Below are 25,024 nucleotides of genomic sequence, written 5' to 3'. Positions count from 1 at the left end.
GTCATCTATCACCTTTTAATTGTTTTTTACTTTTATGTCTTTTCAAAGCTAGCTTAACTAGGGTGTCAGCCAATTTGTCCTCTGTAAAGCCACTAGCTATTAGTAGCTTTGGATACATGCTGATTGGGGTAAATCCCGGCATAGTGTTGATTTCATTAATCCACAGCTTGTCGGCTTTCTCTTCATAAAAAAAATCTACTCGACTAATTCCTTTAAGATCTAGCGCCAAAAAAGCCTCTTTTGCTAACTTTTGTGCTTGATTCGTAACCGTATCATCTACGTTAGCCGGTATGGTGGTGGAAGATTTTTCAATATACTTAGCTTCGTAATCATAGAACTCACCAGTAGGAATAATTTCTCCTGTTGTTGACGCAATTGGCTCTTCATTACCTATAATACTTACTTCTATTTCTTTTGCAGTAAGTCCTTTTTCTACTACAATTTTGTGATCGTAAAGAAGGGCAAATTCTATTGATTCTATTAATTGTTTTTTATCTTTAGCTTTGGTTATGCCTACACTGGAACCCAGGTTAGCTGGCTTAATAAATAATGGATATCCAAGTTTTTCACATTCCTCTATTATTATTTGTTGTTTGTTATTCCATGTGTGAGATTTAAAAGTGGTGTATGGAGCTACTGGAAACCCTTTGTTTTCTAAAATGTTTTTACTAACTGCTTTGTCCATGGCAACTGCTGATCCCAGCACTTCGCTGCCAACGTATGGTATGTCGAGCATGTCTAGCATCCCTTGTATTGAGCCATCTTCTCCATATGGCCCATGAAGAACAGGAAAAAATACATCAATATCTAAAGATATTTGTTTGCCTTCTTCAATTTTTATAAGTGTCTTGTCTGTTAGGTTAAATAATAAGGGTATACCTCCATTTCCATTTTGTTCAAATTTCTCAGGGGTTATATCTCCAAACCATCTCCCCTGTTTATCTATAGCTACTGGAATGGGGTTATATTTCCCATTTTTTAATAGTTTAAGTACATACTTAGCTGATTGAATAGACACCTCATGTTCGCCGGATTGCCCTCCGTAAACAACTGCAACGTTTAACATTCAATAAACCTCCTTGTATAATCACTACTAATTAGTATATGTGTTTGATGTTTTATGTAGTCAGGTGAAAATACTGATATATACATTTATTTTTCCATCAATTTATTATTCTTCTTGCTGCATTAAATTTCCTGCTTTTGAGCGTTAAGTTAAAACTCATCTCCTTAGAGGTATCCCCAAACGTCATCCTGCGCTACGCCGAAGATTCTAGCCCGCAAGGGCACAACCCCCATATCACGAACCACACTCTTGCATAGACTTGGGTTAAACTTTGTGTCAACCATCCCACCTTCTGCCTTTCACTTTCTACATTGGCGAATCCCCTTACTATCGACTCAGTAAGACCTCTAGCATCAAGTTGTTCATTAAAAAATGGTTCCAATCATAGATGATCGGAACCATTTTTTTATTTGTTTTGGCTAAATATGCCCTAAACCTCTTTTTGCTAGCACTATACTCTAAACTTTTTCACTTCTCCTTGAAGGCGTTCTGCTAGAGTGTTTAGTCCCTCTGCAGCTTTTGTTACTTCTTCAACTGCTTGAGAGGTCTGTTCCATTGATGCGTTTACTTCCTCCGTTGATGCTGCTGTTTGCTGGGATACGCTGGATATTTTTTCTATTACTTCTACGATTTCTTCGTTGTCACTTTGCATTTCTGATGCAAAGCTTGCTATTTCATTTATCTTAGAAGAAATGCTGTCTACCGCTGTAGTTATGCTGCGTACAGAACCATCCATATCCATAACTGCCTGTGCTTGTTGTTGTGATTCTTCTTTTAAACCTTCCATGATTTCTACGGAATTGTTGCTTTCTGTGGAGATGTCCTGCACAATTTGTTGGATTTTTTCGGTGGATTGCCCTGTTTGATCTGCTAGTTTTCTAATCTCCTCTGCCACTACAGCAAAACCTTTGCCAGCCTCTCCCGCTCTAGCAGCTTCTATAGCAGCGTTTAAAGCCAAAAGATTAGTTTGTTGTGATATCGAGTTAATTACCTCTAATATATCGCCTATTGAGTTTGTTTTTTCATTTAAAGAAGCTATTGCATGAGATATTTTATCTACTACAACTTTGCTATCTTCTGTGGTTTTGTTTAGCCCTTCCAAAGTTGAGTTTTCATGCTTATTTGCCTTCTTAACGTCTTCTGTAAGTTTCAGCATTTCTTCATTAGCTTTTTGCATATCCCCAAACTTTTCGGCTAATCCCATAGTAAGTGAAGCACTTTGTTGACCGTCAGCTGCTTGTTCATTAGCCCCTTTGGCGATTTCCTCCACTGCTTTAGTTACCTCTTGAGAAGATGCTGTGGTTTCTTCGCTATTAGCAGCTAAATTCTCTGATGATTGGTTTAGTTCTTCACTAACATTTTTAATGCTGTTAATTAAGTTGCCTAATTTTATGATAGTTTCATTTATAGTTGAGGATAACACCCCTACCTCATCTTTTGAGTTAACTTTACACCGGACGGTAAAGTCACCATCTCCAAAATTTTGAACATCTTTTACTAACTGTGTCAACGGTTTTGTAATAGTAAAGGAAAAACCTATGCCAATGGCTATGGCCATAGTTAAAATTATCACGCCTGAAGTAAAAGAGTTAAGTAAAATAAAGGATGTGTTTTCAACAATTTCTTGATGAGAAACAATTCCCAAAACCTTCCACCCTGCTCTATCCAGTGTATTAAATGTAGTAAAACGTCGGTCTCCCTCATGTTCATAGTCATACCCCCCATGAGTATTGGATAACTCTTCTAAAAGCCCGGGCACTGGGACAACCTCCCCCAAGAGCTTAGGGTCAGGGTGAGTTAAAAGCATCCCTTCTGTATTTGCTATCGCTAAATACCCTTGTTCTCCTATTTGAACCTGAGCTATATAGTCAGATAGTCTTTCAAAATCTAAATCCACTCCAATTACTCCTAAAAAATCTCCACCGTCATCATAGACGGAGGTTGAGGCTGTAACAACTACGTTACCATCATTTTCATCAATATAAGGTTCTGTCCAAAATATTTCTGTATTATCTTCTGCACCTTGGTACCATGTTCTGGATGTAGGGTCAAAGTCCTCATCTAAATCTACATGTGGATATGAGGTTATTTTTCCATCTGACGAAGCAAAGTAGGCCATGGGAATATTGGATGTGGCCTCAACATAGGAGGTTATCCCTTGAATAAGCTCCTCATTATGACCAGATCTAAAGTCATCTAAATTTGCAAGGGTTTGTAAATCCTCTTCAACACTTTGCAGAGTGTTATCAAGCAATGTAACACCAACTCCCACCATATTTTCACTGCTTGACCTTAACTCTTCCTCCAGTACTTGTCTAGAGTTGTAATAATTGGTGACTCCTAGTAATGTAGCTGATACTAAAACTAGAATTACAACTAAAAATGTTACCTTCCATTTAATCGATAACTTCAAATACACCACCAACTTTCTTTAGAATTTTATGAAATTATAAATGCAGTGTTATTTTAGCCAATTAAAGTAATTCCTGTCAATCCACAAATACTGTAAATTAGCTTACTATAGGGATTTCACAATCATTAAATGGGACTAATTTACTATTAGAATTGTTATTTGTACTCCCCCAAAAACAAATATAAATGTCTATTTTAATTTTGAATCTAAGAAAAAGGCTGCCTCAAATTATCTTTTAAACAATTTGAGACAACCTTTTTAGAAACAAAATTTTGTTAACCTCTTCCTCAAGACGCTCTACTAAGGTATTCAATCGCTATGTTACTTTTGTTATTTACTTTATACTAGTCCTCCACTCTTGAAGCTTCTTAAAGCTAAAAAATAGTCTATTGTGATATGTATTGCCACCAGTATATGTCTCCTATTTAGTTTCTAAACTCCGTTCATTTTGATACTCTATAAATTCCTAATAATAATTATTAAGGAGCCAGCTAAAAATACTGGCCCCTAGTGTTAAAAAAGTCGCATTGCCTAGTTACTGTCACCTTCCTTCATAATCTCCAGTGTTTCATCATCCTCTATTGTAATACTACTGATTCCATCTGATTCTATCAAGGTTCCATTAACTTTTAATTTTATCGACTCCATACTTTTAAAATCGACAAAAATAGGGTTATCTTCAATTGGTTCTATGATAATCTTTGAATTATTGTTTCCAAAAGTAATTTTTGTATCAAATATTACTCCTTCATTTACTTTTATTATTAATGTGTTGTTATTGCTAACTTCCAAATTAGTCTTCTTTGAAAACTGTAAGCTATTTGCCTTAATTGTCGTTACGTTACCAGTCGCTTTAGTATTCTCTCTATCCATTAAGATGTTCTTATCGTCTGCAATAGCCCCATCTCTAATATTCGTACTCTTCCCCTCACCTTGATAAAATCCATGACTTCCTCCATCTTCCCAGTGTTCGGCATGAACTTTAATATCATAAAAATGTGCTGCATAGTTTCGGTCATATTGATTATGGACCTCGGAATGGAAATTAGGAATATAGTTTTTGCTTGAATAAGCTTTTAAACCGACATGGCTAAATTTGTGGGCAACGGTAAATTCAATGGGCTCACTCTTAACTTCTCTTCCACTTTCATCTTTATATGATAACGTTGCAAAAATTTCAGTACCTTCAGTAACTTCTCTAGAAATTAGCTCAAGCTGGTATTTTTTATGCCAATCAAATTTGCCCTGGTCTCTAAGCGGTTCAAACCTCTCATCGCTTAAAAGATCGATAGATTTAATCTTACCGCTATATTGATTTTTCGTAATGCTATCAATTCTCAGTTGTTCATTTTGAACATCAAAAGTCATCATGCTGCCTTTGTTATCATTTTCCCCTAGAAAAACACCCATTCCATGTTCTTCTAGGTCAGCTGAGAGGGCCTCTGGATCAATCTGCCATTTTACCTTAGTAGTATGGGAGAAAGCGTCTTCGGAATACTGTGGTAATGGGGTTGTTAATAGCGGACCTTGGGGATCTTTATTTTCTTTCCAGTCAAGATTTAGAGTAGGGTGGTTGGGGTTTTGCATGACTTCTGCATAAATAGTATCATTTTCTCTAAAACTAATCTTTCCATTTTCAAAGTAAACATCCTCAATCAATTTTTGCCATTCTTTACTTCCTGCCCTATTAAGTATCAGCATACGTTCAGAATTTCTAAAATGCCCAAGTCTTCCAGCAAGTGTATATGGCCTTACTTCGAAATAATAAAAACGATTGCCGATAAGGTTACTGTCTCCTTGAGGTAAATCTTGAATTCTTAAAAAATCACTGGGCTGCTCCTCTTCTATTTCACCGAAATATTCATAGCCGCCAGGAAAAGAAGGGTTTGTATACATTGTTTTTGTATTCTCTGGCTCTTCTTTTGATCTGTACCAGCGAATACGATTTTGAAAAACTACGGGATTGCTATGAATTCTATATTTTCCCCTAATATTTTCGATATTATCATACCACGGGAATTGATCTTCTGGATACAAACTGACTTCTAAATCTACTTTGGGTGCCTCTGCTTCCATTATGGGTACGTTAGAAACTAGCACTTTAAAATATCGATCTCCCCTAATGTGCTGACTGATTTCCCTTACTCTAACATCACTTTGATATTCTCCTTGAAAAACGGTTATTTCAGGATCATCCAGCGCAGAATTTTCAGCTTCATTAGCAAAATCGTCCTTTATATTTAGTATCTTATTTTCTATGTTCCCCTGATGGCTAAAGGTTTCTTTTGTCAACTCTGCCCCTCTACTCATGAGCAAAATTCCTTGACCGAATGCACCCAGAAAAGTTATTAAAGCAATGCTGATTAACGCCATGGAGATAATAACTTCAATTAAGGTCAAACCTTTCCGATTCAGCATAATTACACCCTCTTTCCTACTCTGTAATCCTAGGCCCCTCTATTTGCCATAAATCCTCTGAAATGTAACCAGCTATATTTTTAAAAATTTCATCAAGCTTATCGCCATCTCTAGCAATAAATACTCGGTCATTGTCAATAAAATCATTTTCTACATCTGAATCATCTTCCGCCACTTCGATACCCACTGCTTTTGCTATATCTTTTACGCTTTCTAACTCTTCATCCAAGTTGGAAAACCCAATAACAAAAACATTTCCATCTAGGCCTAAATCTTCAGCTGCGGGGTCTTTTGCTTGAATTAAGTCTTCTCCAATTTGATTAACGTAATCTGTAGCCAAATCGCACAAATCCCCTCCATCTCCAATATGCCAACGGCCCTGATAGTTCCACCGATTTGACGGATTACTTTCTTGAGAGGGGAATCTCACCCAATGGTTTCTGTCGTTATAGCTAATATTTTTGTCATCTAAAATGTAATCACTATATCCATAGCCATGCCACCAATGTTCCCAAACATCAGCACTGGCCATGGTTGATACACCGTCTACCATAATCACCATATAGTTTTCTACTTCTGTATCATCAGTCAATCCATAATTGCCTAAATTGTTATTAAAATCCAGCAAATGGTGATATCCCCGCCTTATACCATCACCAGTATTGGTACCACGATCTGCACTCAAACTATTAATCAAGCTATTCCAATCTACGTTATCATTTTGTACTTTGAGAAATTTTTCTGGATCTTCTCCATAATTAGGATGGGGTGAGTTTGCATTGCTATGAAAAGGGACTAACCTTGCATATATGTTTTCACCACCATTATCCTCCATTACAGAAAACATTCTTATCAGGGTTTCTTTTAAAATTTGCATCCTCGATTTTTCTTGGCCCCTTGGTCTATTACCATCAAGATTCCAATCCATGCTTCCGGAGGTATCTAAGACCATGGTCATTGCAGCCACTGGCCTTTGATGAATTTCTGGGGTCTCTTCTGTTCTATAAGCTAGAGCCACCGACATATTGCTTTCATCTCCCCAGTCGATAACATGCAAAGCATTAAGGGCTTCTACCTCTGTAGAAATCTCATATTTTTCTAAATCGTCTTTAAATCCCCTTAAGAAATACTTAATAAGCTTATCATCTTGTGCCTCTGAACTCTTGCTAAAGTTGAGCTGATATGTTAAATCTTCCTCAGGTTGGGCGAGAACATTCATTATATAAGAATCAGTATCATCATTATACTCATAATGCACTAGCGCATCACCGTCTGGGCTTAGACCTATATAGTTCCAAGGCTTTGCTAAACCAGTAATTCTTCCTCTATGATCTAAGTCGGGCGCAAACTGCTCCTCAGGAACAGCAAAGACCACAGATGCAAAGCGCAAGGTGTTATTGATTGTCTCAGCGGCATATCGCATATCCGACTGTTCTTCAAAGATTTTGACAGAGGTGGAGTGACTTTTCACTCCCACAAAGAGCATATTGTACGCTACTGTTATTAAAACCAAACCAATTGCTGTAGCCAGCACTACTTCCACTAGAGTTACACCTTTTTCGTCTCTCATAAACGCCCTCCTATCTAAGCCTTTAATTTCTTACCCATCTGGTCTTAGTAAAGTCTCCAGGATTGTTTTCATCATACTTAATATGTAAGGAAAGTTTGGAGGCTCCAGAAGCGTCGATTAAATTTGCCTTAGATTCAATAATCACTTCTTTGGCAGCTTCGTCATAATAAACCCTAAGGTTTACACTTCCTATAGGTTCGTTTTGAGGAAGCTCCAATCCGATATGCTCAATTTCATCATTATATTTAATTAACCTATGGATTTTTTGCCCATAGGGTTCATCTTCTTCCATCATAGCGGCATATGCAATGTCAATACCCGATCTTGCCAAATAGTAAGCTCTGAGATTGTTTTCTTGGGCTACAATTTGCTTTGTATTCGATTGTGTCAAAGAAAATACTGAAGCTAAAAGTATAGAAAGCACCATAATAACCATTAAAACCATTGGTAGAGAAAAACCTTTATTGTTTATGTCACCAACGCCCTTTATCATGAAAAACACCCTTTCTACCTTACATAGCCAAAAATTTAAAAGCACATTGCAATTTTAGCCGTTTTTAGTTATTAGCTTTCATATTGCTTCGATATTAATTTTATAATTTTCCTAATGGATCAGTTAACTTTGCTAACGGTATTAGATCGCTGAGTTATGCTATTCACAAATACCCTTATTTTAACCGCAAAAAACATATTAAATTTTAGTTGACCGTGTATTAAGTTAAGAAGTAGAAATAATCCAAGTAATACTAATGCCGCATCTTTAAAACACCATCAATATAGCCAAGAGTCAGCCTAGGCTGACTCTTGTGGTAGTGTTTTCAGGTGGTTTATAAAGTTGCCTCAAACCCATCAATCTAAACACCAAGATCAGATTCGCTTTATGCATCATCAGGAACAGCATCACCAGTAACTTTAATTTTACCCTCTGAATCTAACTCTACAGCCTCAATCCTTTCTGGCCATTCATTAAGATATTCCCCCCATACAGCGTCATTGCTACTGTCCCACTTAACAGCTTTGTCATCACCAACTCGTGCTAAGTAAGTAGCATAGGCACTTTCAACAGTACGTACAGTTGCTTGGTCTGCTGAAGATTGCGCATCATCTCTAAACCCACCCAATCTAGGTACAGCTATCGCTGCTAAAATTCCAATAATTGCAATAACAACAATCAGTTCAATTAACGTGAAGCCTTCTTTTTTTTCTAACATTTTAAACATTTTTTATCTCCTCCTAATTATTATTTATATTAAAGGGGTACATCCCTTTTATAACTTGAGTTTTGCCCTTTTACTCTAGCTATGTAGCTAGAGTAAAAGCCTGTTGGCTTGTCTTTAACAGTTCTTTAGCCCCAACATAATCTCCCCTGTATAACTTTATAGGCATTTAAGCACAAATTTTATTGTTTCATTATTTTTTCGGCTATCCGCCATTTATAACTAGCCGTAAATAAATATCTATTATGCTTTCACCCCAAAAAATTGTTATAAATGTGGCTGTTGCTAAAAATGGTCCAAAGGGCACTGCTGTTTTTCGCCCTCGCCCTAAGCTCAGTAGTATTATGCCGACTATTCCACCTATTACAAAGGATAGTAACAGCATCAATGCTCCATTTATTATGCCTAGGTGTAACCCTAGAGGAAACACATATTTTATATCTCCCCCGCCCATTCCACCTTTTGAGATTATTGCAACAGCATAAAAGAAAGTAAAGAATGCTATAGCAGCAAATACATTTAGATAAGTAGCTGTATAAACCACGTACACTGCACCGGTAAGTGTAAGCCAGATGTTTAATTCATCTGGGATTATCAGATGTTTTAAATCTATAAATGCTATAACAAGGCTGACCACCGCTAAATTAAGAAAAAACAATGCTTCGATATTAAGTCCTAATAAGTTATATGTGAGTAAAAAAAGAGCTGCAATTATAATTTCTATCAGTGGATATCTTAAAGATATTTGGCTGTTACAGTTATGGCATTTCCCTTTACATATCAAAAAGCCTATAAGAGGGATTAAGTGTATTATTTTTATTCTTTTTTTGCAGTTTATGCAGTGGGAGGAAGGAAAAACTATGGATTTTTTAAGAGGCAGACGGTATATCAATACGTTACAAAAACTTCCCACCATTAAACCGAATATAAACACAATCGCCTGCATCATTAATTGTCACCACTATTCTTATTAGGATAGTGGTTCTGTCCATAATATGTTAACATCATCTCCACCCGCCATGCTTCTTCATGCTGCCTTACATTAAGGTTTGAAACATCAACAAACCGCTGATTTTCATAAAGCTCATTAAGAAACTGTTTTACCTGTTGATATGTTCCTGTAAAAGAGACTTGCACCTGTAAGCTTGCTAGCTCATCTTGATCTATGTTAAAGCTGAGGGAAGTGTCATCTACATTTTCCTCAAGCCACACTATAATCTGAGGCTTTTGGAGGGTGGGTGGTATGCTGTTATTTAATTTTTCTATTGTTTCTGGATCGTATCTTTTTTTCCATGTTTCGTGCGTTTGTAAATATATGTCAATTTCTTGGATTTGCTGCTCTGTATCAACAATTTTATCTTCTATTTCATTTAGTCGTACAATCTGCGATTCGATAACAAAAGAATAAAAACCATATAGCGCTATTAGCAGAGCTAAAATAATCAGCATAGTTTTTTCTCTCTCTGTCATATTGCTGAGAAACTTATTCATCTCCACTCCCCCTTCCCTCTATATTAAAACCATAGTTCTGCCCTTGGGGAGCTATATAACTTACAGTAAATTGGTAACCCTGCCAACTATATAAATTTTGAAGCATTTCAGAGACATTTTCTCTATTTGGGCTAGATCCTTCTATAACTATCCGTTGATCACTTATAGAAATTGTTTCAATATCGATTTCTGAAGGAGTTAGCGACTCTAGTTTTTCTATTTCCTTAAGTTTGTTATGCCTGTTTTCTTTAAGAGTACTAACTGTATCGTTTAGGCTATTAATGTCCGAAAGTTTATTCATTTCTTCCTCTATTTCTACTTTTAAGGCCTGTTTGTCGGCAAGTTTTTGCTGTGTATCAGCTAGTAGGCTTTCCTGACGCTGAACATTGATAAACAGAGCTGCTATTGATATCAAAACTGACGCCATAGCAATCACTACTATAGTTGTTTTAATGACTTTTTTGCCTGCGATATAGCTTTGATGTTGGAGCGAAGTGTGTAGTAAATTTATATTTTGTTTCATTTTCCATCACCCCACATCGTTAACCCTTGTGCAAGGCTATATTTTGAGTCATCGCTAATTATACTTTCTAACGAAATATCTAAAGACTGGGCAAAAACCTTGTCTATCCCCGGTGTTTTGCCATATCCTCCGGTTATATAAGCCAGTGTAAAGCTGCTTAATTCCTGTTTTCCATTTCTATATCTAAAATATTCTATAGACCTGTTAAGCTCTCTTTGTAAATGATAAAATACATCGGCTAATGCCGGTGAAGTTAGCGGAACTTTTTCATCTTTCCCCTCTTTTGCTGTCATCTCTTTTGCTGCAGAAGCCACCGCTCCAAAATCTCCGCCTCCTACAGAAATACTTCTAGAAAATCTAAATTGTTTTTCTTTGTATATGTGAATATTAGTTGAACGCTCACCCACATCGACAATTAACTGCAATCCTTTTAGCTTTTCTTTGTCAAAATATTTTCTTTTTAAGGCAAGGGCGGGAATGTCTACGGCTTTTGGTCTTAACCCTGCTATTTTAGCAGCTTCATAATATGGATATACAGATTTTTGTTTAAGTGCTAACACAAGTATATTTTGATGGTTATCGTCGCTACCAAGCTGAATAAAATCCATAACACTGTCTTCTGTACCAAATGGTAAAATATTGTCCTTTTGTAGCTTGATGTAGTTGTTTATTTCGCCTAATTTTAGATTTTTAGGCACTTGGATAGATTTTGTAAAAACCCCTTGTCCGTTATAAGATATCACAGCAAACTTTTTAGCTAATCCATTATTTGAAACTGCCTGCTTTAGCCTCTCCCCTAATATAGAGGGATTAGGAGCTCCTCCCCTTCCGACTGCACCTTCCGGTGTTTCAACAGCGTATTCTTTGTTTTTATAAGCAATCTTGGTCATCATTTGACCTATATCTATTCCAACTAAATTTTTTTGGGATAAAAAGAACAATTTTTCCCCCTCCTAAATAACATGAAGTAAGTCAAACATCGGCAGAAGCACTGCCAGCAAAATAACTGCCACGATAACGGCGAGTACCACTATCATTATTGGCTCGATTAGTGATGACACCCTATCGGTGGTATGCTTTACTTCGTCTTCATTAAACTTTGCAACTTTATCTAACATTTTATCTAGGCTTCCTGTTTCTTCACCTACTTCAATCATCTGTATCGCCATCGTGTCTATAAAAGGGTTGGCCTTAAGTTGCTCAACTAAACCTGTTCCCTCCCTAAGGTGTTCACGGGCTTCTAGTATTCTTTCTTCGAAATCTCTATTTTCAACGGTTTTTGAAACTAAGCTTAAAGCAGTAACTATATCAACGCCACTTTGTACCATTATTGCCAAAGTTTTTGTAAATTTAGAAAGTGCAACCTTACGCAATAAACTTCCAAATATAGGCAGGTGTATTTTTTTGCCATCGATGTATTTTGCAATCTTTTCGTTTACCCAAAGGTATTTCGCCAATATAAATGCAGCCAAAACAATAATTATAAGAGTTATAAAGTTTTGTCTTAAAAGATCGGTTATACTTATTAAAACCACAGTAATAGTTGGCAGTTCATCCTCTACACCCATATCCACAAACATTTGTACAAAGTTTGGAACTACAAAAACGAGGAGAAAAATAATTGCAATACCAGAAAATGCCATAATAAATGCGGGGTAGGTTAGGGCTGACTTTACTTTATCGTTAATCTCTTTTTCCCGTTCAAAAAACTCTGCCAACCTTTTAAGGGTTACATCTAACACTCCACCCATTTCGCCAACTTCTATTAAGCTTATAAAAATTTGTGGAAAAGCACCTTCTCGCTCCTTTAAACTTTCTGATAAAGATTTGCCGCCTTCTATATCCTTTACAACTTCCACTAAATTTCTTTTTAGAACTTTACTTTCAGTTTGTTGCTGTAGGCTTTTTAACGCCTTAGCTACTGGCACTCCGCTTTCCACCATAGCGGAAAGTTGATTGCAAAATATCGCCATGTCTTTTAGTTTTATACGGCCTTTTTGACCTATGCTTTGGGTTTGCTCAACTTCTTTAATTTTAGTTACAAATACTTCTTTTTCCTTTAGCAGCCAAAGGGCTCTTTGCTGGTTTTCCGCTTCGATATTGCCTTTGACTACATTTCCTAAAGTGTCTTTGCCTATATATCTATAGTTCATTTTTTAGCCTCCTACGGAGAACATGTGGAAGGTTTGTTCGTCTATTTCCCCTTGATTATATAAATTTTCTAGAGATTTTTCGTAGGTTATCATGGTGCTATTTGTTTGAATAATTGAGGGGATTTGATGTGTTTTACCTTCTCTTATAAGTGTTTTAATAGCTGTGTTGCATTCCATAAGCTCTGCAACCGCTGCTCTTCCTCCATATGTTTTAGGAACTAGTTGTTGGGTTAGCACCGCTTTTAAGGTTGAGGCTAGCTGGATTCTTATCTGTCCTTGCTGATGTGGCGGAAAGACGTCTATAATCCTATCGATGCTTTGGTGAGCCCGTTGTGTATGAAGGGTGGCTAACACTAAATGCCCTGTTTCCGCTGCTGTTAAGGCGGTACTGATTGTCTCTAAATCTCGCATCTCACCTACCAAAATCACATCGGGATCTTGTCGCATTGCAGCTGATAAACCTTCGCTAAATTTTTGAAAATGTGCTCCTTTTTCTCTTTGATTTATAAGGGAGAGGTTACATTCATGTATATATTCAATAGGGTCTTCTAAGGTAATGATATGGTTTTTAGCTGTTTTGTTTACTTCATTAACCATAGATGCTAGGGTGGTAGATTTACCAGAACCTGTAATTCCTGTAACCAACACCAATCCTTGCTTTAGCTTGCATAACTTCTCCATTGTATCAGGGAGATTTAAGGTGCTTAGCGGTGGGATTTGAGATGGAATAATTCTTACAGCCATGCTAAAGCTATTCATTTGTTTGTACACATTTATGCGAAAACGAGCTACTTTTTCTATTTCGTAAGAAAAGTCCTTTTGGTAAAGATTATTGATGTCTCCAGTTAAACTTCGGCACCATTTAATAATTTGCTCTTTTTTGATGACATCACCATTTTTTTTGATTGTCCCATCTATACGATAGACCGCCGGCAATCCTTCTCTTATATGCAAATCAGAGGCTTCTTTCTCTACTGCTGTCTCAAGAAGCTTATGAAACTCTTTCAATTTACTCCCTCCCCATAAGCAACTCTTAACACTTCTTCCTTTGAAGTGAGACCCTGAGATACTTTATCCATTCCATCGTTATATAGAGTTATTAATCCATTTTGCAATGCTATTTCCTTAAGTTTTGAAGTACTTGCATTATTTTGTAGTGCCTCTCTTAGGGAGTCGTCCATCACCAACATTTCTTGGATTGCCACCCTACCTTTATACCCTGTCTCATTACATTGTTTACACCCTATGCCTTCACACTGTTGGCAAAGCTTTCGCACTAGACGTTGCGCTAGAACTCCGTTTATAGTTGAAGATATTAAAAACGGAGGTAGACCCATATCTGCCAACCTGTTTAAAGTTGATACAGCATCATTTGTATGTAATGTGGATAGTACAAGGTGACCAGTCATAGCAGCTCGCAAAGCTATTTCTCCAGTTTCTTTATCTCTTATTTCCCCTACCATAATTACATTAGGGTCCTGCCTTAGCACAGAACGGAGTCCTCTAGCGAAATCCAGCCCTATTTTGGTGTTTACATTTACCTGATTTATGCCGTCTAGTCTATACTCCACAGGGTCTTCGATAGTTATAATATTTTGGTCGCTAGAATTAATCTGATTTAAAATAGAATACAAAGTTGTGGTCTTTCCACACCCGGTTGGTCCTGTCACTAAAAAAATACCGGTGCTATAGTTGAGTACTTTTTTAAATTTATTTAAGTTTGGTGCACTCATACCTAAGTTATTTATGTCTAAAATTAGCGAGTCGGTATCTAATATTCTAAGTGCAATTTTTTCACCATAAATAGTTGGCAAAGTTGACACTCTAATGTCAATCTGTTTTCCCTTAATTTCTGTTTGAAATCTATTATCTTGGGGTAGTCTACGCTCTGCTATATCCATATTGGCCATTATTTTAAGCCTTGAAATTATTACAGCTTGGGTGTTTTTAGCTGAAGTCATAATATCATGAAGTACTCCATCTATTCGAAACCTAACCTGTAAATTATCTTCCCTAGGCTCTATATGAATATCACTTGCTCCTTCTGTAACAGCTTGTTCTAAGATGGAGTTTACAGCACGTACTATAGGAGCATCATCAACCATGTCCTTTAAAGTGTCTATCTCAAGCATATCATCACTTACATTCTGTTGTTGAGACTTGAGGTTTTCCATGGCTTTGTCAACGGTTTCTTTAATGCCATAGTGATTATCTATAGCCTGTTTAATCTCGTCTGGCGTCGCTATAACAGGGTCCACTTCATACCCTGTACTATCGCTTATTTCGTCTATAGCTACTACATCTAATGGATCTGCCATGGCTAAAGTTAATCTGTTGTCCTGAAGCCGTATCGGTATTGCAGAAAAATTTTTAGCCATAGAAGAATTTATAATATTAATCACTTTTTCATCTACGGGGTATTTATACAAGCTTATATGAGGTATCCCCAGTTGAAACTCCAGTACTTCTATAAGCTCATTTTCCGTAAGTATTTCTAGTTCTACTAAAGCTGATCCTAACCGCACATCTTTTTGCTTTTGATAGGTTAATGCTTGTGTAAGTTGCTCTTGTGTTATTTTTCCCGTATCAACTAAAAGGTCCCCCAATCTTAGCTTTGAATTCATAAAACCACTCCCCCTTTCTAAAAAATAAAATCTGTTATTGTTAAAATGGGTTAATAAGTATAATACTACATAGCGGGACTATAGTCCTGCTATGTAGTCATTTTTTTTGGTCTTTAGTCTAGTTTTTTTATAATAATTGATTATAGAAGAATTGACTAATTTTTTAGAGACAATTCCTCTGTATTGATACCACTTCTACAAACGAAATTGTTTCAGCTTGTGTGAGGTTTTTAAAAGATGCGTAATTGGATTTCCTAGATATTAATGGTATGTTAACCTAAAAAAATCCAACCTTTACGTTGGATTTTTAGGTTAATTTATGCTTTTCTATTCTGTAAAGCAAGGCCTGGCGGGATATGTTTAGCAGTTTTGCTGCTTGTGTTTTATTGTTGCTTGCTTTACTTAATGCCTGTTGAATTAAATCCTTTTCCAATTTTTCTAACGAAATACCCTCTGAAGGTAGCTGCCACCTTCTTGGTTGTTGGTCTTGATCTTGCGTAAGATCTTGAGGAATATCTTTTACCGTTATTAAGTTGCTATCACTCATTATGACTATCCGCTCTATCAGGTTTTGTAATTCTCGAATGTTGCCTTTCCACCGATAATTTAGTAACAACTGAAGGGCTTGTTCGTCAATTTCCAACTTGCCCCTTCCTAGTTCATTGGACATTTTCTCTAGGAAATGGCCTATCAGTAGTGGTATATCTTCTTTGCGCTTTCTTAAAGGTGGAAGATATATTGGCACAACATTTAAACGGTAATAAAGGTCTTCTCTAAAAAGTCCTTTGCTCATTTGTTCCGCTAAATTCTTATTAGTGGCTGCTATTATTCGGGTATCTATTTCAATTGTTTCTTCCCCTCCAACTCTTTCTATCTCCTGCTGTTGTATAACCCTCAATAATTTCACCTGTAAATTTTTAGGGAGTTCTCCTATTTCATCTAAAAAAATTGTACCACCATGAGCCAGTTCAAACTTACCTTTTTTGCGAGTTGTTGCTCCAGTGAAAGCTCCCTTTTCATGACCAAAAAGCTCGCTCTCTATAAGGTTTTCTGGTATAGCTCCACAGTTTACCTTTATAAAAGGCATATCTTGTCTTGCACTATTATAATGTATAGCGTTGGCCAACACTTCTTTGCCTGTACCACTTTCCCCAGTTATCAATACTGTAGCAACGGTAGGAGCTACTTTTTTTATTGTAGTAAGTAATTTTTGAAGCTGAGGACTTTTTCCTATTATTTCACTATTAGACTTTTCCTTTAATTCTGTTTTTAAGGTATTTACCTGTTCTTTTAAATCGTCAATATTTAGAGCATTTTTAATTAAGGTTTTAAGCTTTTCAAGATCAAAAGGTTTGGTTATATAATCAAAGGCCCCTAATTTCATAGCTTTTATTGCTGACTTTGTATCTCCAAATGCGGTAATCATTATTACGGGTACTTGGCTATCGGTTTTCTTTATTTTTTCTAACACAGACATTCCATCAACGATAGGCATTTTATAGTCCAGTAAAATTAGATCTGGCGATACTTGATTATATAACTTAAGACACTCCTCCCCATTCGATGCTTCTATTACTTGATAACCTACTTTCTTTAATGTTTTATTTATAGCCCAACGCATATTTTTTTCATCATCTGCTATTAAAACTTTTTTAATCATGTTTCACTTCCTTTGGCAAAGAAACTGTTACTATAGTACCTTGACCCCATTTGCTTTTAATGTCAATCATACCATTATGTTCCTCTATTATTCGGTGAGTTATTGCAAGCCCCAACCCTGTTCCTTGATCTTTAGTAGTATAAAAAGGGGTAAATATATTTTTAAGTTTTTCCTGGGTTATTCCAACACCTTCATCCTTCAAAAAAATCTTATAATCGTTATTATCTTCCTTTAAATAGACAGTAAGTTTCCCGCACTCCATTGCTTGAATTCCGTTTAGCAAAATATTAAGAAATGCCTGTTTTAACTTTTCTGCATCACCGTAAATAGTAGGGTTCTGTGGGTAAATTTCTAAATCCAAGGTTATGCACTTTCCTTTTATATAGGTGGAAATAATTTTTTCTAAGTCTATAAGTATTGTCTTTAAGTTAACCATTGTAAATTGGTATTTATGTGGTTTTGCAAAATCTAATAACCACTGGATTACGTCGTTTGCTCTATCGGTTTCTTGCTCTATTATTCCCAGACCTTCGATTGCATCTGGAGAAGTCACCTCATCTCTTATCCCCTGACTTATTGTTTTTATTATTCCCAATGGATTTCTTATCTCATGAGCTACCCCAGCTGATAAATTTCCCAGTGAAGCAAGTTTTTCACTTCTTTGTATTTGGTCCTGCAAAACTTTTATAGCAGTTTTATCTCTAATTATTAAAATAGCCCCTTGGTTTCTGCCGTCAAAACTTTTAATAGGTTGAAGTTTTATATAGAGGTGACAAAAATTATAGTTTAGATTCTTACTTGTTATTTGACCAGTTAATGCAGATTTTAAATCGTTATTCAGTCTGTATTCATTGATAAAATCAAATACTTCTTGATCTTTTTTAAAGAAACTTTGAACTCCTTGATTTTTAAAAGATATTTGATTGGAATGGTCGAACGCTACTATTCCCGTATCTAAGCTATCTATTAAATCGTGCATATATGTTTCAAGATTAGCAAGCTTTATTATTTGATGTTCCAAAGCCTTTCGTCTGTCAAACTCTTTTTGCGATAAAAATCCTACAAATAAACCGATAATGATAAACAACAACAACTCTAAAGATTGGTTAATAATTTCTACAGTAAAATCACCAAAATAAAATAACAAATGAGGAGCGTAAAGTACTACTATAAGTAATGATAAAATGAGCCCCCCCTTCAGCCTATAATGGTATGCACCATATAAAAGGGGAATATAATAAAAAGTCCTAAGCAACTGGTGGTACGCCAGATCTAGATACATTAAAGAGTAATGAATTATTGTAATTGCTGTCATCAAAACGGCTATAATATAAAAAGGTTTATTATAAAAGTTATCTCTTATTTTCTTTCACCTCACCACAGAATGGGCAGTACCGCCATGACTTTTTTATTGATTTACTACAACATTCACATTCGCTTACTTCAGCTTGCTCACAAATTGAACAACTATCACCGACTATATGTTCACCACAGTTTTTACAATAGATCGTCTGTTTACTAATATCGTCGCTGCCAATCCCACCAATAATGAGAAATAATAAATACATAAAAACGCCCATTACTATACAAAGTATCACTGGCATGTTAGCACCCCTTTGTCTATAACCGTTTTGTATTAGTGTTTACCGCCGCAACATCCCCCTTTTTTAAACATAAATATTACCCATGCTACAAAAATTGCAATAATTATATAATCCATTTAGAATTCTCCTTTGTAGGTGTATGATATCCCACAGTTTCTGTGGAATATCATACACCTTTTATTATTATTTATCAATAGTTGTGTCCGGTGTTTTGTTTTGTCCATTATCTCCTTTAAACATAAAGAAAAACATTCCTATATGCATCAAAGGGCAAATTATAAGAAATAGGTATGGCATAAAACTAGCATTGGATTCAGTTCCACCCCGAGCTAAAAATAATACTAATAGTAGGATTGGAATTAAGCAGCATATCATAGATTTTTTGCTTTTAAACATGTTATTTCCTCCTTTTTTTCTTATCTTGATTTAACTCACAACAGTCTAAACCTTTATTGCCCATCTCTTTTTCATTCTCTTTAGCAATAAAATTTAATAGTTTTTTTAGCCAAGCAAAAATGCTAAACACTCCTTTCCTATTTATTAGCTATATTACTTGCAAATATCATGCCAATAGATTGTTTAGATTTTTATCAATACTCCAAATGTTAAAGTTATACAATATATAATTGTTAAAAATTTATAGTGATTTTGAAATTAACTTATACAGAGCTGGTATTAAAAACAAGGTTAAAGTTGTGGAAGTCACCAATCCCCCCATTACCGCTATGGCCATTGGTGCTTGTAGTTCCGACCCTTCTCCTAATTTTAATGCCAAAGGAACCATCGCTAACATTGTAGTTAATGCAGTCATTATAATTGGTCTAAATCTTGTTTGGGCTCCTTCTAAAATTGCTTTTTCTTTATCTAAACCTTTATTTTTTAACAAGCTAATATAATCAACTAAAACTATAGCGTTATTTACAACTATGCCTGCTAAAACTATCATCCCAATAAATGCCGTGATTCCAAAGTTGGTTGAAGTTAATTTCAAACTCCACACTACACCGATAAACCCTAACGGTAACGTCAAAATTATAATAAAAGGGTTTATAATTGATTCTAGTTGTGCTGCCATTATTATATAAACTAAAGCTATAGCCAATAGTAGAGCCATCTTTAATTCGCTAAAACCTTCTTCCATAAGCTGGGCAGCCCTATCAAACTCTACAGTTAGCGTGGAAGGCAAATCCAAGTCCTCAATAATTTGTACAACATGATCTTGTACTGTTCCCAAGTCTTTATCAATTATTTGCCCTTCTATGCTTGCCGTAAGCCTCTGATCCTCTCGGTAAATTTGTCTAGGGCCTTTTTCCTCATTAACATCAGCAACTGATGTAAGCGGAATTTCCATTCCAGAAAAAGATGTTACATTACCTTTTATAAGACTAGAATAGTTTTTTTGTTCTGAGGGCAAAGTCAGCATAATTGGGATACGCATTCCATCCTGCCTTAAAAAGCTGACCTGCTGTCCACGTAACTTATTGTTGATTTGCTCAGCTATGTTCAATGCCGTCAATCCCATCATTGTGCTTTCATGTTGCTTTATAGCTATCTGTAACTCAGGTTTAGTTTCATCTAAATTGGATCTCACTTCCCCAATAAATGCTTGTTGTTCCAAAGCCCCTATGATTTTTTGTTGATATTTCTTTACTTCTTCAAAGGTAGCCCCTTTTAGGGATAAGGCTATGCTATCTCCACCTGTCATAGATTGTATCTGATTTTGTTTGCTTACATTAACATTAGCATCAAGGTGTGCTAATTTTTGCTCTATCTCTTCGATAATCTCAGTTGTGGGTTGAGTCCTTTCATTGCGTTGAACCAACTTAATGTTTAATCTACCTCTATTGTTCTTATCACCAGTTGAAAACATCCCACTTGACTGTCCAACATTTGTGGAAAATGCATCTATATTCTCCATTTGCCCAACTATTTCTTCTCCTTGCTTTACCACCTCATCAGTTGCTTCTAAAGTTGTCCCAACAGGGGTTGTAATAGCTACAGATAACATCCCATCATCTATCGGTGGCATAAACTCTTTACCTATACTGTTGAACTGGAGCACAGATATTACAAATATAAATAAAGTAATTAAAATTAAAACGATAGGTCTGTTTATTACTTTATTTAAGATTTTAGAATAAATCTTAGGGGCACCAAAGGAGCTATTATTTTTTTGCACCAATAATAGTTTAGATGCCAGCATTGGTATAACAGTTAAAGCGACTAAAAGCGAAGCCAATAATGCAAAAGCTACAGTCCATGCCAACTCTTTAAATAATTCACCGGTAAACCCACCTACAAAAACCACAGGTAAAAAAACTGCCATTGTTGTAAAGGTAGATGAAGCAATTGGGCTAGCCACTTCATTTACACCTTTTTTTGCGCTTTCTTTAGGGTTTTCTCCCTGTTGTCTATGGCGAAATATATTTTCAATTACTACTATCGAGTTATCTACTAGCATCCCAACACCTAAAGCTAGTCCTCCAAATGTCATTAAATTAAGAGAAAGCCCACCAAAGTGCATTAACACAAAAGTAGCGACTATGGAAAAAGGGATGGATATGGCTATTATTAGAGTGCTTATTGGGCTGCGCAAAAAAATATACAGTACAATAAGTGCTAATACCGCCCCTATTAACAGACTTTGAGCTACAGTGTTAATCGAAAGTTTTACCAGTTCCCCTTGATCTTGAGTAATAATATAGTCGAAGAAATCAAAATCGATTTCATCTAACTGCTCTAAGATACCATTTCTTACTGATATTATGTTAGCGTCTCCTTCCTGTTGAATGGAAAGGTTTACACTTGGTTTTAAATTAGTTCTACTAATCCCTTGGGATCTATCTGCATATAAAGTTATATCAGCAACATCTTTTAATAAAATGGGATGCAATACTTCATTTGGGTCCATACCTACAACAAACTCTTCCAGCTGATTTATGCTATTTACCTCACTTAAGACCCTAACTGGAAGACGTTTATCATCTTTAACTACAGTATGGGCCGGCAAATTAACATTACTGCCCCCTACTACTATGCCTAACTGTTTTAAAGAAATATTATGTTCTTCAAGTTTTTCTAATTTAGGATAAATGTGGACCTGTGAATCAGGCAAACCTGTCACGTCAACAGATGCCACTCCATCAATGGTTTCTAATTTTGGTATCACTTCATTTTGTACAAATTTATGGGTTTTATTAATATCATCATCACCGATTATTGAAACATCCATTATTGGCATGCTAGTGGGATCAAACTTTAATATTATCGGGGAACTTGCATCTGGGTGAATTGGAGCTAATTCTGTCTTTTCTTTAATCTCATCTCTGACAGTGTCTAGGTTTGTTTTCCAGTCAAACTCTAAAATTATAAGAGAGTTTTGTTGAGAGGAGTAAGAAGTCATCTTTTTTAACCCCGCTGTTGTTCCTATAACACTTTCCAACGATTCAGTAACTAATGTAGCCATTTCTTTAGGTGCTGTATCAGGCATAGTTGTTATTACTGCCAAAACAGGAGGCGAAAAATTAGGTAATAAATCCATTTGTAAATTTGTATAGGCTACAAAACCTAATAGTAAAACAAAAGCCATAAGCATAAACATTGCAATAGGCCTTTTAACAGCTATATCACCAATGGTCATTTTTTTCCCTCCAGTAAAGTAAAACCCTTTCAGCAGTGTATGCTTGTTAGTTTTTTTACTATCTGTTATTCTGCGATAAAATCTTCCATTAGTTTGTGTTATAGCTCTGTTAATGATACAGAATAAATTCATTTATAATTTTTCGTTTTACGGCGAAAACCTATAAGTTAGCTACATGCTTGGTCGATAACTAACTAATTTTGTCCCCTACTATTTATTTGGCATCTACAAATTAGTCTTTTCACCTTCAAGGTCGTGAAGATCTTTTAGACACAACAGCAATCTAGTTTTTAGGCCCAGCAGAATAAGCAAGTATCGACATTTTTGCGATCAATTAAGATTTTAACTTTTCTCCCCAAGGCATACCCACCTACGAATCCAAACTGTCCATAAATTAATCCTTGTATCTTTAAGCCAACACATACTTTGAGCACACAAAAAAAACACCCATTTTTGGATGTTTTTATTACTATATTTGTAGTTGAAACAGGATTTCTGAAGCTACTTTTAGTGGGTCCTGATCTGCATTTACCCGAATGTCAGCCCATTTTTCGTAAAGAGTACACCTTCTTTTATAAAGATTGGTTATCACGTTTTTATTTGGTGTAAATAACGGCCTATTGTCACCATTAATCCTGCTTGTAATGTTTTCCAACGAACAATTTAACCAAATTATCGTACTGCTCTTTTTGAGAAGTTTCATACTATCTTCTTTTTCAACTATACCTCCACCACAATCTAAAATTTTTTTGTTTTGCTTGAAAACAACTTCCTTAACAACCTCATATTCTTTATGCCGAAAATATGCCTCCCCTTTATGCTTAAATATACTAGGTATAGTTGCATTTTCTCTTATAGTTATCATTTCATCTAGTGAATAAATGTCATATGAAGTCCTTTTTGATAGAACCTTTCCTACAGTGGTTTTGCCAGCACCCATAAAGCCTATCAACGCTATGCTGTTAATGATTAGGTTTCCTTTCTACTTTTCCCATAGCGTCTACTATAGCTTTTGTTACATCAGTACTGGCCTGTAAGTTGAAACTATTAGCTTTTAGGTAAAGTTCTCCTTTTTCTGAAACAACATATTTGGGGGGAAGTTGATTTAGTGCCAAAGCCATAACGTCCAGCCTACACTTTTTACATTTACATAGTAATTTTTGCTCTTTCCACATTTCATTTAGTTTTTCTTTAACTAAAATCTCGTTATAATTTAATATTTCCATGCTAGTTATTCATCTCCTCGATTTAATGGAGTTTCAACTGCATTGCCAGTATAAAGGTCAATAGACAGCTCTCTATTATACTTAGGATGTTCATTCTTTTCTACAACTCTCAATTTAGATCCGTCCACTTCATATATTACTTTGGCATTGCGCCTTGTTATAGCAGCTGACAATCCATCGATGATTTTAAAAAGCCTAAGTAACGGCAGCAAGTGAGTGGGAAAATCATTGGGCAATTTCTCTTCTGGATGATGGTGATATCTTATTATAGTTACAACATCTTTGCTTTTATTATAATATTTTTCCGCCATATCAGCGCTTCGTGCTGCGTGCATCATACCGAATTCAAAAGCTTCGCTGGGGGTTACCACATCTCCAATTTGTAAATCAGGCTGAGATTTACCTAAATCATGAAAAATTATTGACTCTACTAAAGTATCCTTGTCTATGCCAATTAACTTCATCAACCCCATTTCATTAAAATCAGCTGCAACCTTTAGAGAGTTTACCACATGAACATAACCACCGGATTTGATAACATCAGTTATTCTTATAGTATTTGAGCTGGAATCGTAAACATCTATATATTCTGGTGTCGACTTTAACTTATATTCAACTTTTGAGTTGGGGAGTGTAAGGGCAAAGGCTTTGTCTAGCTCCTCTTTGGTTTTAGAGACCTGATCTTGAAGTTTTTTATATTCAGTGATATCGCTAAAGCTTTGCACAACTCCTTCAATATGCCCATTCTGCTTCAGCGGAACATAGTTAACCAAAAGAGTTTTACCATCTTTCATCTTAACTTCTTGGTTATAACGTGGGCGCCCATCTTTTAATACCATGTCAACAATCGAAGGTTCCTGAGACCTATTTTCCGACTTCTTGCCAATCCTATCTTCGGCTTTAAAACCTAACATTTTTTCTGCTGCAGGGTTAAACTCAATAACAATAAGATTTTTATCAACTACTATTAAACCTTCGTTAAGAGATTCTACAATCAAACGGGCTTTCTCTTCTTTTTTAGTTTCAAGTTCCACCTGAAGTTGTTCTTTGATTAAATGCCTCATAGCTTTTCTCTGGCTTATAACACCTATGATCTTTTCTCTGTCCAAAACGGGGATAAAGCGAATATCTTTTTCCTTAAAAGTTCTTATTGCTTCTTTTATAGTGTTGTTAGTGCCTAAAGCATCTATATTATCTTTATCAATTGTTATTTTACTGATTGGCTCTTCATGAGATATGTTCTTCTCTATTACTTCTTTTATTGTACTGTTTGTTACCATTCCATACAGCTTATGATCTTTCTTTAAAACAAAAGCAATTGAATGTCCGTTTTTTTTCATTTTTCTAACTACACTTCTTATTGATTCATCTTTGTAAGCAGTCGAAAACTCTTTGCTCATAATGTTTGCTACTGACATC

The 25,024-nt window shown here is 35.7% G+C and carries 22 protein-coding genes; all 22 read right to left on the bottom strand.

Features of this window, described 5'->3' with window-relative positions:
* Position 1: 1 nt before the first annotated feature.
* The 22 genes from PRVXT_RS04835 to PRVXT_RS04730 all read right to left on the bottom strand — a co-directional run bounded on the left by PRVXT_RS04835 (position 2) and on the right by PRVXT_RS04730 (position 25,023).
* Positions 2 to 1,066, bottom strand: coding sequence for a D-alanine--D-alanine ligase family protein (locus tag PRVXT_RS04835; protein ID WP_350344543.1), 1,065 nt, complete (start codon positions 1,064 to 1,066; stop codon positions 2 to 4).
* A gap of 451 nt (positions 1,067 to 1,517) precedes the next feature.
* Positions 1,518 to 3,485, bottom strand: a complete 1,968-nt coding sequence (locus PRVXT_RS04830) for a methyl-accepting chemotaxis protein (RefSeq protein WP_350344542.1) — start codon at positions 3,483 to 3,485, stop codon at positions 1,518 to 1,520.
* Between the two features lie 525 nt (positions 3,486 to 4,010).
* Positions 4,011 to 5,897 (bottom strand): type IV pilus modification PilV family protein, encoded by a 1,887-nt coding sequence (locus PRVXT_RS04825; protein WP_350344541.1) that lies wholly within the window; start codon positions 5,895 to 5,897, stop codon positions 4,011 to 4,013.
* Between the two features lie 16 nt (positions 5,898 to 5,913).
* Entirely contained in the window at positions 5,914 to 7,467 is a 1,554-nt protein-coding gene (locus tag PRVXT_RS04820) for a prepilin-type N-terminal cleavage/methylation domain-containing protein (protein WP_350344540.1), read from the bottom strand.
* Between the two features lie 22 nt (positions 7,468 to 7,489).
* A complete protein-coding gene (locus tag PRVXT_RS04815) occupies positions 7,490 to 7,960 on the bottom strand; it encodes a type IV pilus modification PilV family protein (protein WP_350344539.1) in 471 nt (156 codons plus the stop codon).
* A 385-nt stretch (positions 7,961 to 8,345) separates the two neighbouring features.
* Positions 8,346 to 8,687 (bottom strand): prepilin-type N-terminal cleavage/methylation domain-containing protein, encoded by a 342-nt coding sequence (locus PRVXT_RS04810; protein WP_350344538.1) that lies wholly within the window; start codon positions 8,685 to 8,687, stop codon positions 8,346 to 8,348.
* Positions 8,688 to 8,889: 202 nt separating this feature from the next.
* Positions 8,890 to 9,600: a prepilin peptidase gene (locus tag PRVXT_RS04805; protein WP_350344537.1), complete on the bottom strand. Its 711-nt coding sequence runs from the start codon at positions 9,598 to 9,600 to the stop codon at positions 8,890 to 8,892.
* Between the two features lie 32 nt (positions 9,601 to 9,632).
* Positions 9,633 to 10,175 (bottom strand): type 4a pilus biogenesis protein PilO, encoded by a 543-nt coding sequence (gene pilO, locus PRVXT_RS04800; RefSeq protein ID WP_350344536.1) that lies wholly within the window; start codon positions 10,173 to 10,175, stop codon positions 9,633 to 9,635.
* Positions 10,168 to 10,698, bottom strand: coding sequence for a hypothetical protein (locus PRVXT_RS04795; protein ID WP_350344535.1), 531 nt, complete (start codon positions 10,696 to 10,698; stop codon positions 10,168 to 10,170). The genes pilO and PRVXT_RS04795 overlap by 8 nt, the downstream gene beginning before the upstream one ends.
* Positions 10,695 to 11,639 (bottom strand): pilus assembly protein PilM, encoded by a 945-nt coding sequence (gene pilM / locus PRVXT_RS04790; RefSeq protein WP_350344534.1) that lies wholly within the window; start codon positions 11,637 to 11,639, stop codon positions 10,695 to 10,697. The genes PRVXT_RS04795 and pilM overlap by 4 nt, the downstream gene beginning before the upstream one ends.
* Positions 11,640 to 11,651: 12 nt before the next feature.
* Positions 11,652 to 12,851 (bottom strand): type II secretion system F family protein, encoded by a 1,200-nt coding sequence (locus PRVXT_RS04785; RefSeq protein ID WP_350344533.1) that lies wholly within the window; start codon positions 12,849 to 12,851, stop codon positions 11,652 to 11,654.
* A 3-nt stretch (positions 12,852 to 12,854) separates the two neighbouring features.
* Positions 12,855 to 13,859: a type IV pilus twitching motility protein PilT gene (locus tag PRVXT_RS04780; RefSeq protein ID WP_350344532.1), complete on the bottom strand. Its 1,005-nt coding sequence runs from the start codon at positions 13,857 to 13,859 to the stop codon at positions 12,855 to 12,857.
* A complete protein-coding gene (locus PRVXT_RS04775) occupies positions 13,856 to 15,475 on the bottom strand; it encodes a GspE/PulE family protein (protein WP_350344531.1) in 1,620 nt (539 codons plus the stop codon). The genes PRVXT_RS04780 and PRVXT_RS04775 overlap by 4 nt, the downstream gene beginning before the upstream one ends.
* Positions 15,476 to 15,782: 307 nt before the next feature.
* Positions 15,783 to 17,135, bottom strand: a complete 1,353-nt coding sequence (locus PRVXT_RS04770) for a sigma-54-dependent transcriptional regulator (RefSeq protein ID WP_350344530.1) — start codon at positions 17,133 to 17,135, stop codon at positions 15,783 to 15,785.
* Positions 17,128 to 18,450 (bottom strand): two-component system sensor histidine kinase NtrB, encoded by a 1,323-nt coding sequence (locus tag PRVXT_RS04765; protein ID WP_350345109.1) that lies wholly within the window; start codon positions 18,448 to 18,450, stop codon positions 17,128 to 17,130. Before PRVXT_RS04765 ends, PRVXT_RS04770 begins: the two co-directional genes overlap by 8 nt.
* 37 nt (positions 18,451 to 18,487) lie before the next feature.
* A complete protein-coding gene (locus PRVXT_RS04760; protein ID WP_350344529.1) occupies positions 18,488 to 18,739 on the bottom strand; it encodes a hypothetical protein in 252 nt (83 codons plus the stop codon).
* A gap of 183 nt (positions 18,740 to 18,922) precedes the next feature.
* The gene (locus PRVXT_RS04755) at positions 18,923 to 19,135 is read right to left on the bottom strand and encodes a DUF2933 domain-containing protein (protein ID WP_350344528.1); all 213 of its coding nucleotides are present in this window, start codon (positions 19,133 to 19,135) and stop codon (positions 18,923 to 18,925) included.
* A gap of 1 nt (position 19,136) precedes the next feature.
* A complete protein-coding gene (locus PRVXT_RS04750) occupies positions 19,137 to 19,265 on the bottom strand; it encodes an LDCC motif putative metal-binding protein (RefSeq protein ID WP_350344527.1) in 129 nt (42 codons plus the stop codon).
* A 111-nt stretch (positions 19,266 to 19,376) separates the two neighbouring features.
* Complete coding sequence (locus tag PRVXT_RS04745) at positions 19,377 to 22,379, bottom strand: efflux RND transporter permease subunit (RefSeq protein ID WP_350344526.1); 3,003 nt, start codon at positions 22,377 to 22,379, stop codon at positions 19,377 to 19,379.
* A gap of 469 nt (positions 22,380 to 22,848) precedes the next feature.
* Positions 22,849 to 23,319, bottom strand: coding sequence for a shikimate kinase (locus PRVXT_RS04740; protein ID WP_350344525.1), 471 nt, complete (start codon positions 23,317 to 23,319; stop codon positions 22,849 to 22,851).
* Positions 23,320 to 23,341: 22 nt separating this feature from the next.
* Complete coding sequence (locus tag PRVXT_RS04735) at positions 23,342 to 23,605, bottom strand: late competence development ComFB family protein (RefSeq protein WP_350344524.1); 264 nt, start codon at positions 23,603 to 23,605, stop codon at positions 23,342 to 23,344.
* Positions 23,606 to 23,610: 5 nt separating this feature from the next.
* The gene (locus PRVXT_RS04730) at positions 23,611 to 25,023 is read right to left on the bottom strand and encodes a CBS domain-containing protein (protein WP_350344523.1); all 1,413 of its coding nucleotides are present in this window, start codon (positions 25,021 to 25,023) and stop codon (positions 23,611 to 23,613) included.
* Position 25,024: the final 1 nt, after the last annotated feature.

This window comes from Proteinivorax tanatarense (assembly GCF_040267685.1).
Lineage (GTDB): Bacteria > Bacillota > Proteinivoracia > Proteinivoracales > Proteinivoracaceae > Proteinivorax > Proteinivorax tanatarense.
Note: the sequence above shows the minus strand (reverse complement) of the source record. Positions and strands in the feature narration are given on the sequence as shown.

Coding starts and splice junctions, on each gene's coding strand:
- PRVXT_RS04835 (WP_350344543.1), bottom strand. CDS start 1,066: ATGTTAAACGTTGCAGTTGTTTACGGAGGGCAATCCGGCGAACATGAG.
- PRVXT_RS04825 (WP_350344541.1), bottom strand. CDS start 5,897: ATGCTGAATCGGAAAGGTTTGACCTTAATTGAAGTTATTATCTCCATG.
- PRVXT_RS04820 (WP_350344540.1), bottom strand. CDS start 7,467: ATGAGAGACGAAAAAGGTGTAACTCTAGTGGAAGTAGTGCTGGCTACA.
- PRVXT_RS04815 (WP_350344539.1), bottom strand. CDS start 7,960: ATGATAAAGGGCGTTGGTGACATAAACAATAAAGGTTTTTCTCTACCA.
- PRVXT_RS04810 (WP_350344538.1), bottom strand. CDS start 8,687: ATGTTTAAAATGTTAGAAAAAAAAGAAGGCTTCACGTTAATTGAACTG.
- PRVXT_RS04805 (WP_350344537.1), bottom strand. CDS start 9,600: ATGGTGGGAAGTTTTTGTAACGTATTGATATACCGTCTGCCTCTTAAA.
- pilO (WP_350344536.1), bottom strand. CDS start 10,175: ATGAATAAGTTTCTCAGCAATATGACAGAGAGAGAAAAAACTATGCTG.
- PRVXT_RS04795 (WP_350344535.1), bottom strand. CDS start 10,698: ATGAAACAAAATATAAATTTACTACACACTTCGCTCCAACATCAAAGC.
- PRVXT_RS04785 (WP_350344533.1), bottom strand. CDS start 12,851: ATGAACTATAGATATATAGGCAAAGACACTTTAGGAAATGTAGTCAAA.
- PRVXT_RS04775 (WP_350344531.1), bottom strand. CDS start 15,475: ATGAATTCAAAGCTAAGATTGGGGGACCTTTTAGTTGATACGGGAAAA.
- PRVXT_RS04770 (WP_350344530.1), bottom strand. CDS start 17,135: ATGATTAAAAAAGTTTTAATAGCAGATGATGAAAAAAATATGCGTTGG.
- PRVXT_RS04765 (WP_350345109.1), bottom strand. CDS start 18,450: ATGACAGCAATTACAATAATTCATTACTCTTTAATGTATCTAGATCTG.
- PRVXT_RS04760 (WP_350344529.1), bottom strand. CDS start 18,739: ATGCCAGTGATACTTTGTATAGTAATGGGCGTTTTTATGTATTTATTA.
- PRVXT_RS04755 (WP_350344528.1), bottom strand. CDS start 19,135: ATGTTTAAAAGCAAAAAATCTATGATATGCTGCTTAATTCCAATCCTA.
- PRVXT_RS04745 (WP_350344526.1), bottom strand. CDS start 22,379: ATGACCATTGGTGATATAGCTGTTAAAAGGCCTATTGCAATGTTTATG.
- PRVXT_RS04740 (WP_350344525.1), bottom strand. CDS start 23,319: ATGGGTGCTGGCAAAACCACTGTAGGAAAGGTTCTATCAAAAAGGACT.
- PRVXT_RS04735 (WP_350344524.1), bottom strand. CDS start 23,605: ATGGAAATATTAAATTATAACGAGATTTTAGTTAAAGAAAAACTAAAT.
- PRVXT_RS04730 (WP_350344523.1), bottom strand. CDS start 25,023: ATGTCAGTAGCAAACATTATGAGCAAAGAGTTTTCGACTGCTTACAAA.